This is a genomic window from Bradyrhizobium sp. sGM-13 (genome assembly GCF_018398875.1).
GTDB lineage: Bacteria > Pseudomonadota > Alphaproteobacteria > Rhizobiales > Xanthobacteraceae > Bradyrhizobium.
The window spans coordinates 55,447-69,738 of sequence record NZ_JAGWDK010000010.1; the positions used below are offsets into that span (position 1 = coordinate 55,447).

Genomic DNA, 14,292 nt, shown 5'->3' on the forward strand with positions numbered 1-14,292 from the left:
TCGGTCGCTCAAGGATGCGCAATGAGCAACGGGTGCACGTTTTCGCCGCCTGCCATTAGGGGATTCGACGGCTCGAAGCGCTCGCGCACTTCTCGCTTTTTGACGAGCGAGCGCGCAACGACAAAGGCGTCCTTCAGGCTCCTGGCTTGCCGGAGTGCTATATTGAAAAAGGCGTTGCCGAAATAGGTCCACTTGGCTTTGTCCCGGCAGCCGAACGATGGATGATCGGCATCGGCCGCGGTGATTACTAGCGTATCGGGGTTCGCCAGACGTGGGATAAAGACCCCTGAATAGCAGGCCGAGATGACCACCACTTTATATCGCATGCCGGTCCGCTCCAGCATGTAGGCGAGCTTAGACGGAGTGAGCGTTTGCATAAGCCGCCCCGCTTTGACTGCAAGGCCGGCGCGGGAGCCGTGCGAGGTGAGGATCAAAAAGAGAATGTCGTTGTCGGCGTCCATCCCGTTGGCCGCCGCTTGCAAGGACATGGCCAGGCCTTCAATCGTGGCACCTCCACCTTTCTTCGAATTGTATTGCACGTTGATCGAGGCGCTCTCGAAACGGCCTGCTACGACCCGTGCTGCGCCGGTCGCCTCGCGTCTAAACACGCCTTGATCGCCGAAAAGACCGAAGGACACCACGCTCATCTTGCGAGCATCCTCAACGGCGTGCACCGTCGAAACCGACGACGCAACGGTCAAAACAAGAGCGATGAGCGGGGCGCCGATCCGGCTGATCCAACGTGGATTCACGGTTTCACCAGGGCATTTCTTCAACAGGTCACGTGAAAGAGGCCGATTCTCTTTGCGCGCGACCGGTTGAACATCCGTATTGCCTCGGGTGTCGGTTTCAACACGACCTCGCAGCCCTTTCTTTCGAAATAGGCTTCAGCTTCCGGCGATAGGTGCACGTTACCCATCTGACCCGAGCCAATCACGACCTGGTCGCACCCTTTCTCGAAGAGAAACTTTGCCTCGTCTTTTGAAAGCACGTGCGAGGTACCATACAGCTTCTTTGACAGCTTCTTTTTCCGCTTCACAATTTCGCCGGAAAGCCGAACGACCACGTCGTGCTCATACGTCCTTCCGTCAATCGTAATCGCGCCAAATATCGTGCTGTCAATCTTCATCGCGACCTCCTAATCAGGCTCCCGCTAACGCGCGGCTGTGAGGCGCCCCGACGCCGGCATCATCTCACTCAAGAGCGTTCCAGTCTGCCGATCCGAATCGGGACGCGCCGCTGTCCCCAGTTGCCCGGGCGTGCCTCGAACAAGCCGGGGATTGCGGTGGAGCAAATGCCGCAACGGCCGTCGCCAGTGAGCCGCCAAGTGGTGACGTCATACCAATCTCGGCCGATGATCCGCTCGCCACAGCCCGGACAGTACGTGCTTTGGCCACTCTCGTCATGGACATTCCCGGTGTAGACGAACTGCAGCCCGACCTTGCGCGCGATGTCGCGAGCCATCGTCAGGGTGCGGGCCGGCGTCCGGGGCAGATCCAGCATCTTGTAGTCAGGGTGGAAGGCGGTGAAGTGCAAGGGCACGTCAGGTCCTAGCCTTGTCATCACCCATTCGCTCAGCTTTTTTAGCTCCTCAGGGCTGTCATTGTGACCCGGAATCAGCAGCGTTGTGATTTCGAACCAGACCTTCGTCCTGTGCCTCAGATACTCGAGCGTCTCGAGGACGGCGCCGAGACGCCCGGTGCACAGCCGATTGTAGAACGCCTCGGTGAACGCCTTGAGATCGACATTGGCGGCGTCCATGAAGGTGTAAAGCTCCTCCCGTGCCGCCGCGTCGATGTAGCCCGCTGTGACCGCCACGTTCTTGATCCCGCGTCGGCGCGCCACCCTTGCGGCGTCGACGGCATATTCGAGGAAAATGACGGGGTCATTGTAAGTGTAGGCGATGGAGCGCGAGCCCGTGGCAATCGCGGCCTCGACAATATCTTCCGGCGAGGCTGTGTCCTGGAGCCGGTCGAACTCACGCGCTTTGGAGATGTCCCAGTTCTGGCAGAACTTGCAAGTCAGGTTGCACCCGGCGGTGCCGAACGACAAAACGGGAGTTCCGGGCAGATAGTGGTTCAGTGGCTTCTTCTCGATTGGATCGACACAGAATCCCGAGGAGCGGCCGTAGGTCGTGAGCACGATCCGGTCATCCTGCCGGCCACGCACGAAGCACAGGCCGCGCTGGCCTTCGTTAAGCCTGCAGTAGCGCGGGCAGACATCGCATTGGATGCGCCCGTCTTCGAGCCGGTGCCAGTAGCGGCCAGGAACACCTTCCAAACGCTCGGAATCGGTCATGGAATTCGTCGTGTGGATCGCTGGGCAAACCTCAGCTTTTTGCCAACCGGCTTGACGGAGAGTTGCCAGCCGGCCGCCTACGGCACGGGCGCTCGCGGACGTCGGCTCATTCTACTCCTGATCGGCGGAGACCGTAAGCGAACAGTCGACAAGCTCGGCATGCGACCGTTTCGGCCAGTTCGACGGTAGAACGGGACAGCATGAGCCCCACCATCGGCACTGCGGGAATCAGGTATCGCCAGACGTCGAGGGTGTGGGCGCCGGCAGCGGCCGCGATCGAAGCCGTCCACATCACCATCACGATTCCTGCACGTGTCAGGAACCTGGAACGCCGGCGCCGCACAGCGGCCACCGTCCAAAATATGACGGCGATAACGAAGGCGGTGGACAATGCCCTGTACAGATAGGCGAAGATGCCTGGGAAATCGGACAGGAGGCCGATCCGAACTGGTTCGCCTTGCAGGTCGGTCGCTTGAACTGCCCAGCCGTGCCGCGTCATGATGTCGGACCCGTGCGGCACGTCGTCGGTCGACACCGGTATGGCAGGGTCGAGTCCGTAGGGCGGCCATGCGACCGAGGCCCCATAGGCCATCTGACGGACGAACTTGCCCGCGCCACGAGGATGATCGGCACGAGCCCGGCGCTGCGCGTCGCCGCCTGGGCAGCTGCAGCAAGCGCCAGCATCAGGACGACACACGCCGCCTGCTGCAGGCGCACCATCGTCCCGAGATCGCCTCCAAACGCGAACGGCGCGGCCAGGAACGCCGGATAGCCCGGATCGCGCCCACCCGCCACAGTCGTCCGTCCTGCCTCGAGCGTGCGAAACGCTGATTCCACAAAGGACGGCGTGTCGCCCCAGATGATCGGGACCGCCGGCCTGAACGACACGGCGATCGCCACCAGCAGCCAGGCCCACGCCAGCACGGCCCACGGGGACGCGACGCCGCGCAAAGAGGCGGCTCCGCACGCTGTACGCGCTGGAGCTTCGCGGTCGGACCACACGATCTCCACACCGGATGAAGTTCTGCCCCAGCTTCATGCTAGACTAAAAGCTCTACGAGACCATTGAAGGGCACGGCGTGCTCACCTCGGCGGCCGGATGAGGCGAATTTTGACTTCGTACGACCGTGTCCGGCTTATTCCGCAAAGCGGCAGCGTTAACGAGTCCACGCCCTAGTTGGAGCGTGGCGGCGGATTAGCGAACTGCGGCGTCAGCGCAAGCGGCGGACGCGGCCTCGGCTTGGCGGCGCCCGGCGCAGGCCTGACGTCGATCGGCGGCGGCAGCGGCGCTACCTGCGGCTGGCCTGCGACAGGCGCCGGCGGCGCGTTGACGACCGGCGGACGCGGCGCGGTCGCCTTCTTCGCCGGAGGTCGCCGTGGGTCGCGCCCCTTTGGCGCGACGAGCGGCGCGCTCGGCACCGCCTCCGGAATCGGCAACTGCCCCTCCGTAGGCAACACGATCGGTGGCGGCGCTGCCGGCGGCGGTTCGCCGCGCTCGATGGCATCGAGCCTTCGCGTTTCGTGATCGATCGCACGCACTGCCAGCCACGAAGACAACGGGGCAACGTCGACGCTGCGGCTCAGCGCATCGGGCGTCCCCACGGCAAGCAGTTGAATCTCCGGACGACCGGTCGTCATCGTCAGCGAAAGGGCGGCGCGGATGTCGGCCTGATCGGCGGCGATATCGTATCCGCCGGAGACGATGGCCCGCACACCATTGCCGTCCAGCGTCGTCGCGCCGACGCGAAGCCGGCCGTCCCTGATGGTGAACGGGATTTGCGCCGAAGGCACAGCAAACGCACCGGCCGGAAGAGCGGATTCGACGATCTGCTTCAATCGGACGTCGTCCTTGGCCTGCCCGCTGTCGTTGGCGCGCACCGCCACCTCGAAGGCGCGCGGATCGAGGCCTGAGATCTTGGCCGCCTCCATCGTCAGCGTTCCGCTGCCGGACAGTGCGCCAGCCAGCGCCGAGGCGCTGCGGCCCTGGGTCGTCAGTGTCATCTGCATCGACGCGCGGCCGGCAGGCATCGCGAGATTGCGATAACGCAGCGCCGTGCCGTCGACGCCGGAAAGCTGTACGCTCGCGTTCAAGGCAATTCCCTGCGCGCCCGGCCTTGCATCGATCGTGGCCGTGACGTCGCCGCCGCCGATCCTGCCTTTGATGGTATCGAAGGTCAGCGACTTGCCGTCGCTCTTGATCACCCCGCTCACCGGCTGCAATTCGCTTCCGCCTGGAAGCAGGCCGCGCAACGCCTGAAACGCGATGCTGCCGCGCCAACCCTTCGCAATCCCGGGGCCGAGCGGCTCGGTGGCATCGTGTCCGGCGGCACCGAGCGCCAGGGCAAGAGCCGGCGTCAGCGCGAGCTGGTCGGCGCCGATCTCACCCTCGATCTCCTTCTCCTCGCCGAGCGTCACAGCCACGCGGCCGCGCAAGCGCGAACCGCCGACGCTGCTGTCGAGATCGTCGAAGGTAAGCTTGTTGCCGGTGAGCTGCACGCGCGAGGACAGGCCGATGTTCTGCGCCAGCGTATCCGCCGGTTTGAGATCGAGCAGCGGGGCGAAATCGGCGCTGCGAACTTTCAGGCCGAGGACGGCCTTTGCCTCCGGCGCCCATGGTTCGGCGGAGCCTTCTGCTTCGGCATCGAGTCCCGTTCCCGAGATCTTTGCCTTGAGCCGCAACGGCGCACCCCATGCGCCCGTCGCGGAGCTCTCGAATTGCGCGGGGCCATCGCCCGCCGTGACGGCGCGATCGAAGCCGAGCAATGCCAGCAAGGTGCGACCTTGCTCCGATGACAATTTCGAATCGATCCAGACCTCGTTGCGCTGGAGCGCGGCGAGATCGATGCCCTGGATCGCCGCGACGGCAGGTCTGGCGGTGATCGTGCTGGTGCCCTTGAGCAGCGGCGAGTCGAGTTCGGCCGTGGCACGCGCCTGGACGCGATCGGACGGCCCGGCATTTTTGGTGAGGTCGAGCGCCAGTTTCAGGCGCGCCGGACCCGGGCTCGTCCCCATCGCATTGAGCCGCGCGGCCAGCGGCGGTGAAAAGGGAACGATCAGGCTGGTCAGTCGGCCGAGTGAGGCAGCGCTCGAATTGAGCGCGAACCATCCGGTCGCGTTGACGCGGTCGAAATTGCCGGCGCCGTCCAGCGTCACGTTTTCAAGCTCGCCGATCTTCAACTGCTCGAGCGATATCTTCGCAGGCGAGTAAGCCAGCCTGGCGAGCAGCGGAGATAGCTCCTGGCCAGCGGAGGTGGCGCGGCCGATATCGAGCGAAAGCTTCCCCTCGTCCGGCCACTCGCCTTGCGGCCCCACAAGCGACCGCGCAAAGGCCGTGGCGGCATCGAGATCGAGACGCGCCGCTTTCAGTTCGGCATCGATCCGGGAACCATGATCGGCTTGCCGGAGCGATACCGCCACCCGCCCCTCCACCGTGCCGCCGTCGACGTCGGCCTTCATGGTGTCGATGGCAAAGCCTTCGGGCGCGACGGTGATGTCGCCGCGCAGGCGAAGCGGCTTCTGGCTGCGGTAAGCGCTGTCGCCGCGGCCCTGCAGCCAGGTCAAGAGCGCGTCGGGATCGGAGGATTCGACGCTGAGCGCGGCCTTGAAGCGGTCCGGTACAGCGCTCTTCGCGCCAGCCTCGCTGAGCGAAACCCTGGTCGCGCCGGGCGCGCGGAACTCCAGCCGGTGGACGCGCCAGGATTTGGCATCGCCTTCGAGCTCGGCAGCGATGTCCTGCAATGGGCGCCCGCCCAAAATGACCTGCTCGGAGGCGAGTTCGATTTGCGCCGGGATCGGCAGATGCGGAATGACGGAGCTGAGCGCCTGCAGTGCCGGCAGCGCGCGAGCCGGCTCGGTCGAGTTGTCTTTGCCATTTTCCTTGGCAACGAACCTGTCGGCATCGAGCTGACGTGCCGACAGCGCAGCGCGCAACAGCGGCGCCGCACCGAAACGGATGTCGCCGCCGCCCGCAAGTTTCAGGGCGCGCTCCTCGGCGCCATAGGTCACCTCGACCTGTTCCAGCCGCGCCGCAGAATAGTCGGACTTGACCTTGGCGGCGATACGCCACGGTGGATCGTTGCCCTTGCCCTTCTGGCCGGGAGGAGCGACGAGCGTTATCGCGCCTTCAAACCGCGGCGCGCGGGAATCGAAGTTCAGCACGCCGTCGAGATCGACGGCGAGCGAACGCTGGCCCGGATCGATATTGAGATGAACGCGGGTGCCGTTGCCCTCGGGGCCCTGACCCGAGGAGACGCGAAACGGGTAGCGCGTGCCCGACAGCATGAAATTGCCGTCGCCGCGGATCGAACCGGCCAGCGAGCGCACGTCGCCGCTGAAAGCGATGTCGTTCAGTTCGAGCGTGGAGCGGCTGACCGCATCATGCAGGGCGATGCGGCCGGTCAGATTGACCCGATCGATCGCCAGTGAACCCAGATTGAACGTCCCGGCCGAGGCCGGCCAATCGATTCGTCCCCTGGAATCGAGGCCGAGATCGAGCGACATGCGGTTGATCGTCAATTCGGTGGCGCGCACCTCGCCGCGCATCAGCGAGCCCAGGCTGAATTCCACGTCGAGCTTGTCGGCGCGAACCTTCCCGAGATCGTTGACGCCGCCGACCACGACCGAGTGCAGTTGCAGCGATGGCGCCGGCAACAGGCGCGCGTCGAGCTTGCCGCCGACACGCACCGGCGCGCCGATGATCCGGCTCGCCTCAGCCTCGAACTGCGGCCGGAACTGGTTCCAATCGATAAAATACGGCCCGACCAGCGCGGCAATCAGCGCAATGATGAAGGCGATTGCCAGGCCGAGCAGTGTCGTCTGCACGGTGCTTCCCCTTGAAACGCCCCGGCGCAGGCCGCGCGCCATGCCGGAACCCTGCCCCGGAGCTGCCCGGAATATAGAGAGAAGTATGGCGAAGTCACAGCGGCATACTGACAGGAGCCTCGCCGGGCTGTGCCCACTGAATCTGGGGCTCAAAACTGGCGGCCAGGGGAGTTGCCAGAGGCTTACCAGCTCGCCGGCAGGCGCTTCAGGCCGCGCAGCACGAAGGTCGGCCGCCATTCCGCATTGACAGCGTCATCGAGCCGCAGGTCCGGTATGCGCCGAAGCAGGGTCGAGATCGCGATCTCGGCTTCGATCCGCGCCAACTGGGCCCCGAGGCAGAAGTGGATGCCGCCGCCGAACGAGAGCGGCTTCACGTTGGGCCGGGTGATATCCAGCCGCTCCGGGTTATCAGGATAGACCGCCGGGTCGTGGTTGGCCGAACCGAGCAGGCACAGCACGCTCTCGCCCTTCGGGATGCGCTTTCCGCCGAGATCGTCGATGTCCTCCAGCGCGACCCGGCCGGTCATCTGCACCGAGGAATCGTAGCGCAGGAATTCCTCGATGGCGTTGGTGATGAGCTCGGGCCTCGCCTTGAGCAGCGCGAGCTGGTCTGGATTGCGATGCAGCGCCAGCAAGCCGTTGCCGATCAGGTTGACGGTGGTCTCGTGGCCGGCGCCGAACAGCAGGATGATATTGGCGGTCAGTTCCTCATTGGTGAGCTTGCTGCCGTCTTCCTCGGCCTGCACCAGTTGGGTGATCAGGTCGTCGCCCGGGCTTTTGCGCCTGAGATCGAACAGTTGCTGGAAATACATCGCCGCCAGCGCGTTGCTGGCGTTGCCCTGCTTGATCTCCTCCGGCGAGAGCGGCACCGGATCGAGCAGGCGTCCGCCGTCGCGTGAACCGGTATAAAACGCCTCGCGGTGGTCGTCAGGGATCCCCAGCATGTCGCAGATGATGGTGACCGGCAGGCGGAACGCGAAATCCTCGATCAGGTCCATCTGCCCCTGCGGGATGATGCGATCGAGCGTCTCGTCGACGACCTGCTGGATCCGCGGGCGCATGTCCTCGACCCGGCGCGCGGTGAAGGCCTTCACCACCAGGCCGCGCAGACGGGTGTGGTCCGGCGGATCCTGCTGCAGCATCCAGTGGCTCATGCTGCGGAACACCGGCTCGTCCATGATCTTGGGGCCGTAGCGGCGGACGGTGCGCTCGACATAATCCTTGCCGAACCGCTTGTCGCGCATGACGAGGCTGACCTCGGCATGGCGGCTTGCGACATACATCCCTAGCGGCGTCAGATGCACGGGATCGGTGGTGCGCATCCGCTCGTAATGCGGATAGGGGTTGCGAATGAATTCCGGGGCCAGCGGATTGAACAACGGCGCGCTACTGGCAGCCTGAACATGCTCGTTCATGGAGACCTCCTGCTGGCTGTGCGCCATTCAGCGCGTTTTCCCCCGGGCCGATCGGTCGAATTCGATACATTATTGTATTGAGTTGCATTCTCGCCTAAACTGGACAGATGTCAAGAGTGCGAACCAGACCCACCAGGGACGACACCCGCGAAAAGCTGTTCGAGGCGGCGGCGCGCGTGTTCGAGGAACAGGGCATTGGCGGCGCCAGCATCGAGGCGATTGCGGCGGCGGCCGGCTTCACGCGCGGGGCATTTTATTCGAACTTCAAGAGCAAGGACGAACTGATCATCGCCATGCTCGAGGATCACGTCGAGCAATCGATCGGACGCATCCGCGATCTGCTCGAGCGGCACAGGAACCTCGCCGACTTCATCGATGCGCTCAAGACCATGAATAGAAGCCAGCAGGATCCGCTCGGCCGCTCTCCCCTGCTGCACATGGAAATGATCCTGTTCGTGGCACGCGCCGAAAAGCGCCGGCCCGAACTTGCCAAGCGGCTGCGCGCCCGGCGAAAGCTGGTCACCGACATCATCGAGACCACCGCCAGGAACAGCGGCAGAACAACTATTCTCAATCCGCCATGGGCCGGCGCGCTGGTGCTGGCGCTGGAGGACGGCTTTCGCCTGCACCGCCTGATCGATCCCGAGACCACGCCGCCCGACAGCTTTTTTCGCGCCATCGGCGACCTGCAACGGGCGATGGGAATTTCATCGGCATGAGACGAAAATATCCGCGTGTCTCCGGACGATGCTTCGCATCCCGCGGCTACGCTGTATGGTGCTTGATTGGCGCCTTGTGCATTTGTCCCGCGACCGCCCTCACCTTGCCCGGCGATGCCTGCCAGATCGCCACCGCCGACAGAATGCTGACGGCAATGCCGAGCGCAAAGGCGAGCGTATAGCTGCCTGACAGGTCGTACAGCAGTCCGGTCGCCCATGGGCCCGCCGCACCTCCGGCCAGCGCCGCCAGCATGATGGTGCCGAAGATGCTGCCGTATTGCTTGCCCTGAAAGATCTCCAGCACCACCGCGCCCATGATCGAGGTCAGGCCATAGCCGAGCGCGCCTTGCGTGAAGATCATGAGATAGACCAAAGCCAGTACCGGCGCGAACTTTAAGGCGATCAGCGCCGCAAAGCAGATCGCAAACCCGGCGCAGCTAATGGCCCAGATCCATTCGCGGCCGATCCGATCGGAGAGATGCCCGAGCCAGATCTGGCCCGGTATGCCGAGCAGGCTGACGACGCCGAGCGCCCACACCGCGACGTTGGCACTGAAGCCGATGTCGAGCAGGTATTTGGTCTGGTGCACCTGCACCGCGTACCAGACATACAGGCCGCAGAAGTAGCCGAGCGCGATCCACCAGAATCGCGCGGTTCGCAGCGCGCGGCGCAGCGTCCAGTCGGTGGCGGCCCAGATGGGATCGACGACGTTCGAGCGAGGCGCGGGCGATGTCGCCGACGGCGCCGCATCGCCATCCGGCAATAGCCCGATATCCTCCGGCCGTCTTCGCAGCAGAAGGTTGATCGGTGCGAGCACGGCAAGTACCAGGATGCCCATCGCGGTGCAGGCGGTGCGCCAGCCGGTCTGCTCGATCATGTGCTGCACCCACGGCAGCAAGGTCACCGAGCCGATGCCGACGCCGGCAAAGGCGAGTCCCATGGCGAGCCCGCGGCGGCGGATGAACCAGTTCGGCAGAAACAGCGATTGGCCGGAATAGCCGAGGCACACGCTGCCCGCGCCGACCAGCACGCCGATGGTGAGATAGAGATGCCAGGGCTGCGTCGTCAGCGGCGCCAGCAACAGCCCGCCGCCCATCAGCGCGACGCCGAGCTCCATCACGGCACGCGGCCCGAGGCGATCCATCATGCGCCCGATCAGCGGACTGACGCCGCCGGAAACCACGAAGCCGAACGAAAACGCGCCGGCGGTGACGCCGCGATCCCATCCGAACTCGCCGATGATCGGCGGAAAGAACAGCGAGAACGCCGTCCGCGCATTGACGCCGATCGCCATGGTCACGAACGTCACCACAACGATCAGCCAGCCGTAGAAGAAGGGAAGATGCATGGGGGAGGCTTTTCGTCTGGATTTGCATCGATGTCACGGCAATTCGGATGCATTACCGGCACTCTCATCTGCAATGGTTCTCTATCGGCAGCTCAGAATGATCCGGCTTTCTCCGGAACGTACCGCGATATGGTTTCGATGCACAACCTTGTCCGGAATTGCTACCATTTGATCACTTTAAAATTGCGATGCGCCTTCGATGGTTTTTGCTCGCCGAGGCCCATCATGCCTGGCAGCTCTTAATTCCGAGTGCTCTTCGCGTGGCTCTTGCGAGCGATTCCATACCATCTAAGATGTAGGGGCCGGGATCGCGAAGCTGGTTCAACATGAACGATGAAGCGGTGGATAAAGGCGAAGAACAGGCCTCCCGGACCGGGCGATTTGTTGTACCGGGCGCGGGCGTCGCACTCGTGCATCAAGAGACCGTCGTTCTGCTGGTCGACCTCGTGGAATCGGTGCGGCTCATGCGAGAGCACGAAGCCTTCACTGTTCGCCGATGGGCAGACTTTGTCGGCATTGTCACTACTGAGATTCTGCCGCGCTATCACGGCGTCCTGGTGAAGAGTCTCGGTGACGGCCTTTTGGCACGTTTCGAGACGGTGCCTGACGCCGCTGATGCCGCCGCCGCAATGCACCGAACTCTTGCTGCGCAGAACGTTGGCATACCCGAAGACCAGCATTTCAACCTGCGCGCCGGAATCAACGCCGCGATGGCGTGGAGCGATGGAATCGACATCTACGGGACCGGCGTAAATCTGGCGGCACGGCTGGCAACGCTGGCCGGCCCCGGCGAGACGATCGCCAGCGCCTCAGCGCATGAGCAACTGGCGGCGGCTCTGGCCAGCTTGGCACGCCCCGGCGAAACCATCGGTAGCGCCACAGCACGCGACGAGCTTACGCACGGAGTCGATGCATCGTGCGAAGACCTTGGTGAATGCATTCTCAAGCATTTTGACAAACCGGTTCGGGCCTATCGAGTTGGTCCGCCTAGTCCGCATCCAAGCCTTACCCGGCGGCGCGACTACGGAACGGCCATGCAGCCAACTATTGCCGTGATCCCATTCTCCGCGAGGAGCGACAGCCCAGCGGTTTTCGATGTCGGCAACCTGATTGCCGACAGCGTGATCTGGCGGCTATCGAAGGCGGCGGACCTGAAGGTGATTTCGCGCCTGTCGACTGCCGTATTCCGCGGCCGCGCGAACGACGTCGGAGGGGTGTCGGCGCATCTTGGCGCCACCTATGTCCTCAGCGGCGCATATGTTGCGGATGCAGGCAAGATCATGGTGACTACCGAGCTTTCCGAAGCGCGCAACAACCAGGTGGTCTGGACCGACCGATTGAACGGCGAGATCGGCGATCTGCTGAGGCCGGAGAGCGAACTGGCGGACCGTATCGCCCAGGCGGTGCATTTGTCCGTACTCGACGCCGAGGTCGAGCATATCCTGACCCAGCCGCTACCAACGCTCGAGAGCTACTCGCTGCTGCTTGGCAGCATCAAGTTGATGCACCGCTCCAGCAAGGAAGAGTTTCTCCAGACGCGCAAGATCCTTGACGAATTGATTAACCGGCATAGTCGGATCGCGGCCCCGCGCGCGTGGCTTGGCAACTGGTACATTCTGCAGGTGACGCGCGGCTGGTCTGAGGACCGCAAGCGCGAGGCGGTCGAGGCCTTGAGCACAACCCACGCCGCTCTCGACCGGGATCCGTCGGACGCGCTCGCATTGGCGACAGAAGGATTTGTCTACTGTCACTTGCTGAAGGACTTGGATACCGCCCGCAAGCGCTGCAACGAGGCTGTGAATGCCAACCCTAGCCACGCGCTCGGCTGGCTCTATCTCGGCACAGTCAACGCGTTCATGGGGGAAGGAAAAGCGGCTGTGGACGCGACGCGCCGCGCGATGGAGCTCTCTCCGCTCGATCCGCAACGCTACTATTTCGAGTCCCTTGCCGCGACAGCAGAGCTTTCCGCACATCAATACGAGAATGCCGAAAGGCTTGCGCGCTCATCGCTTGTGCACCACCGCATGCACCCTTCCACGTGGCGGGCTCTGACGATCTCGCTCGTGGCGCAGGAGCGAATGGATGAGGCGCGCGAGGCGCTCGGCAGGATGCGACAGCTCGAGCCGCAACTGACGGTGGAGCGATATCTTGCGCGCATTCCAAATGCGGAGCTCGAAACGGGCCGGCAATGGGCGTGCTGCCTGGCAATGGCAGGTCTCCCCTCGGGAAACGGCAACTCGAATCGGCATTGATCCCAGAGAAAAAACATCCCGCCCATGTGAAGCAATACACATTCGGAACGAGCACAACCGGACAAATTGCGCTTGCTGGCGGAAAGCTGACTAACTCACAGAGGGGGCAGGAATGGCTCAACTGGGCGGAGCAGGAGGCGCGGGTGGTGCCGGCGGAGCCGGTGGAGCGGGCGGTGCCGGAGGTGCGGGTGGAGCGGGTGGCGCAGGCGGAGCGGGTGGCGCCGGCGGCGCGATGCTTGGTACGATGGCCGATGCCTTTGCCAATTCGATCATGGTGGACGCGCTCATTCTCGGGCGCGAAGGGACGATCATTGTTCCCGAAAATATGACGTCCCCACACTTCACGAACTACGCGCCGGCATTGCCGTTGTATATCGACGCGGAGAACGCACTGGACCGCTGGGAACCGTGGGTCCGTGCCTACACAGCGATCGGCGAGATGTTGCAGGGGATCAGCTTTCAGAAGACGACGACGTTGGGGACGGACGACGGATTCCAGGTCTTCTCTTCTGCATCGCCTACCAGCTCCCCGACGTTGATCGCGGAAATCGGACGTCCGCAAAAATCGACGTTCGAGGCACAAATCCCGATGGTACTGAGCTGGGCCGAACTGCGTAACGAACGTGCCACCGAAATCCTGGCTCAGATCGATCCCACCTACGCTTTCTGGTCGTCGATCGTTTACATGCATCCCGACCGGACCCAGCGCACATTCGAACTCATCAACATGGTGTTGCAATTCTGCGTGTATGTGGAAATGCGCTTCAAGCATGCGCTGGCGTGCTGGCGCCCGGTCGAATACAACGCCCAGGTCCAGCCGATGATCACGACCCCGGGGCATGGAGCCTTCCCGAGCGGACACGCAACGCAGGTGTATGCCGTAGCCTACGTGCTGAAAGAGCTGCTAAATCTCGATCCGGATCCGCTAGCGACTCCGCCGAAACCGGGATACCCGACGGTGATCGAACAGCTCAACCGCCAGGCGGCGCGCATCGCAACCAACCGTGTCGTGGCGGGAGTCCATTTCCCGGTCGACAGCATGGCAGGACGCATGTTGGGCGTGGCGTTAGGCGAGTACTTTGTCGGGCGTTGCGCTGGTCAGCAAACGTTCATGAGTCGGAAGTTCCTTGCGGCGGGAATTGATGGCCATACCACCACGGACTTCAATCCGTTCAACACAGCCGCATCTACACCTACAATCCCGAGCCAGGACCTCGGCCTGGGTCCGCTCTACCATGAATCCCCGGGAGCAAGCGTAACGCAGTCACATTTGATGAACTATCTATGGGCTGCTGCGCAGGCGGAATGGGCGGGCAAATTTGGCGTCCCATAATCCTCACGCGGAGATCGCCCCATGCTCGAAGGCAGTCAATACCCGAAGTGCTTTGAACCATACTTGCGATACGCGATTTCGACGGACTTCAGGAATTTCGAGTTCT

11 protein-coding genes are annotated in these 14,292 nt (G+C 63.4%); 3 read left to right on the plus strand and 8 right to left on the minus strand.

Annotated elements, in window-relative coordinates; all coding sequences use genetic code 11:
• Positions 1 to 8: 8 nt before the first annotated feature.
• The 7 genes from KJQ96_RS16930 to KJQ96_RS16960 form a co-directional block, all read right to left on the minus strand.
• Positions 9 to 752 carry a C13 family peptidase gene (locus KJQ96_RS16930; RefSeq protein ID WP_309142428.1) on the minus strand — a complete coding sequence of 248 codons (744 nt, stop codon included), beginning with the start codon at positions 750 to 752 and terminating at the stop codon, positions 9 to 11.
• 20 nt (positions 753 to 772) lie between these two features.
• On the minus strand, positions 773 to 1,129 hold the full coding sequence (locus KJQ96_RS16935) for an Mth938-like domain-containing protein (protein WP_213287729.1): 357 nt from the start codon (positions 1,127 to 1,129) through the stop codon (positions 773 to 775).
• 68 nt (positions 1,130 to 1,197) lie between these two features.
• Positions 1,198 to 2,298: an AmmeMemoRadiSam system radical SAM enzyme gene (amrS, locus tag KJQ96_RS16940; protein WP_213287730.1), complete on the minus strand. Its 1,101-nt coding sequence runs from the start codon at positions 2,296 to 2,298 to the stop codon at positions 1,198 to 1,200.
• Positions 2,299 to 2,404: 106 nt separating this feature from the next.
• Complete coding sequence (locus KJQ96_RS16945; RefSeq protein ID WP_213287731.1) at positions 2,405 to 2,797, minus strand: hypothetical protein; 393 nt, start codon at positions 2,795 to 2,797, stop codon at positions 2,405 to 2,407.
• A complete protein-coding gene (locus tag KJQ96_RS16950) occupies positions 2,794 to 3,249 on the minus strand; it encodes a hypothetical protein (RefSeq protein WP_213287732.1) in 456 nt (151 codons plus the stop codon). Before KJQ96_RS16950 ends, KJQ96_RS16945 begins: the two co-directional genes overlap by 4 nt.
• A 222-nt stretch (positions 3,250 to 3,471) precedes the next feature.
• Positions 3,472 to 7,119, minus strand: coding sequence for an AsmA-like C-terminal region-containing protein (locus tag KJQ96_RS16955; RefSeq protein WP_213287733.1), 3,648 nt, complete (start codon positions 7,117 to 7,119; stop codon positions 3,472 to 3,474).
• Between the two features lie 182 nt (positions 7,120 to 7,301).
• The gene (locus KJQ96_RS16960) at positions 7,302 to 8,534 is read right to left on the minus strand and encodes a cytochrome P450 (protein WP_213287734.1); all 1,233 of its coding nucleotides are present in this window, start codon (positions 8,532 to 8,534) and stop codon (positions 7,302 to 7,304) included.
• Between the two features lie 107 nt (positions 8,535 to 8,641).
• Here KJQ96_RS16960 and KJQ96_RS16965 point away from each other — a divergent pair, with 107 nt between their 5' ends.
• Positions 8,642 to 9,253: a TetR/AcrR family transcriptional regulator gene (locus KJQ96_RS16965; RefSeq protein ID WP_213287735.1), complete on the plus strand. Its 612-nt coding sequence runs from the start codon at positions 8,642 to 8,644 to the stop codon at positions 9,251 to 9,253.
• Between the two features lie 46 nt (positions 9,254 to 9,299).
• On the opposite strand, the gene KJQ96_RS16970 is transcribed toward KJQ96_RS16965, so the two are convergent.
• A complete protein-coding gene (locus KJQ96_RS16970) occupies positions 9,300 to 10,601 on the minus strand; it encodes an MFS transporter (RefSeq protein ID WP_213287736.1) in 1,302 nt (433 codons plus the stop codon).
• A 326-nt stretch (positions 10,602 to 10,927) separates the two neighbouring features.
• Here KJQ96_RS16970 and KJQ96_RS16975 point away from each other — a divergent pair, with 326 nt between their 5' ends.
• Together KJQ96_RS16975 and KJQ96_RS16980 are read left to right on the plus strand one after the other, a co-directional pair.
• Positions 10,928 to 12,853 carry an adenylate/guanylate cyclase domain-containing protein gene (locus tag KJQ96_RS16975; protein ID WP_213287737.1) on the plus strand — a complete coding sequence of 642 codons (1,926 nt, stop codon included), beginning with the start codon at positions 10,928 to 10,930 and terminating at the stop codon, positions 12,851 to 12,853.
• A gap of 112 nt (positions 12,854 to 12,965) precedes the next feature.
• Positions 12,966 to 14,186 carry a phosphatase PAP2 family protein gene (locus tag KJQ96_RS16980; RefSeq protein WP_213287738.1) on the plus strand — a complete coding sequence of 407 codons (1,221 nt, stop codon included), beginning with the start codon at positions 12,966 to 12,968 and terminating at the stop codon, positions 14,184 to 14,186.
• Positions 14,187 to 14,292: the final 106 nt, after the last annotated feature.

What these genes read in the sequence shown, in the direction of transcription:
- KJQ96_RS16935 (WP_213287729.1), bottom strand. Translation starts at nt 1,129, where the DNA reads ATGAAGATTGACAGCACGATATTTGGCGCGATTACGATTGACGGAAGG.
- amrS (WP_213287730.1), bottom strand. Translation starts at nt 2,298, where the DNA reads ATGACCGATTCCGAGCGTTTGGAAGGTGTTCCTGGCCGCTACTGGCAC.
- KJQ96_RS16945 (WP_213287731.1), bottom strand. Translation starts at nt 2,797, where the DNA reads ATGACGCGGCACGGCTGGGCAGTTCAAGCGACCGACCTGCAAGGCGAA.
- KJQ96_RS16960 (WP_213287734.1), bottom strand. Translation starts at nt 8,534, where the DNA reads ATGAACGAGCATGTTCAGGCTGCCAGTAGCGCGCCGTTGTTCAATCCG.
- KJQ96_RS16965 (WP_213287735.1), top strand. Translation starts at nt 8,642, where the DNA reads ATGTCAAGAGTGCGAACCAGACCCACCAGGGACGACACCCGCGAAAAG.
- KJQ96_RS16970 (WP_213287736.1), bottom strand. Translation starts at nt 10,601, where the DNA reads ATGCATCTTCCCTTCTTCTACGGCTGGCTGATCGTTGTGGTGACGTTC.
- KJQ96_RS16975 (WP_213287737.1), top strand. Translation starts at nt 10,928, where the DNA reads ATGAACGATGAAGCGGTGGATAAAGGCGAAGAACAGGCCTCCCGGACC.
- KJQ96_RS16980 (WP_213287738.1), top strand. Translation starts at nt 12,966, where the DNA reads ATGGCTCAACTGGGCGGAGCAGGAGGCGCGGGTGGTGCCGGCGGAGCC.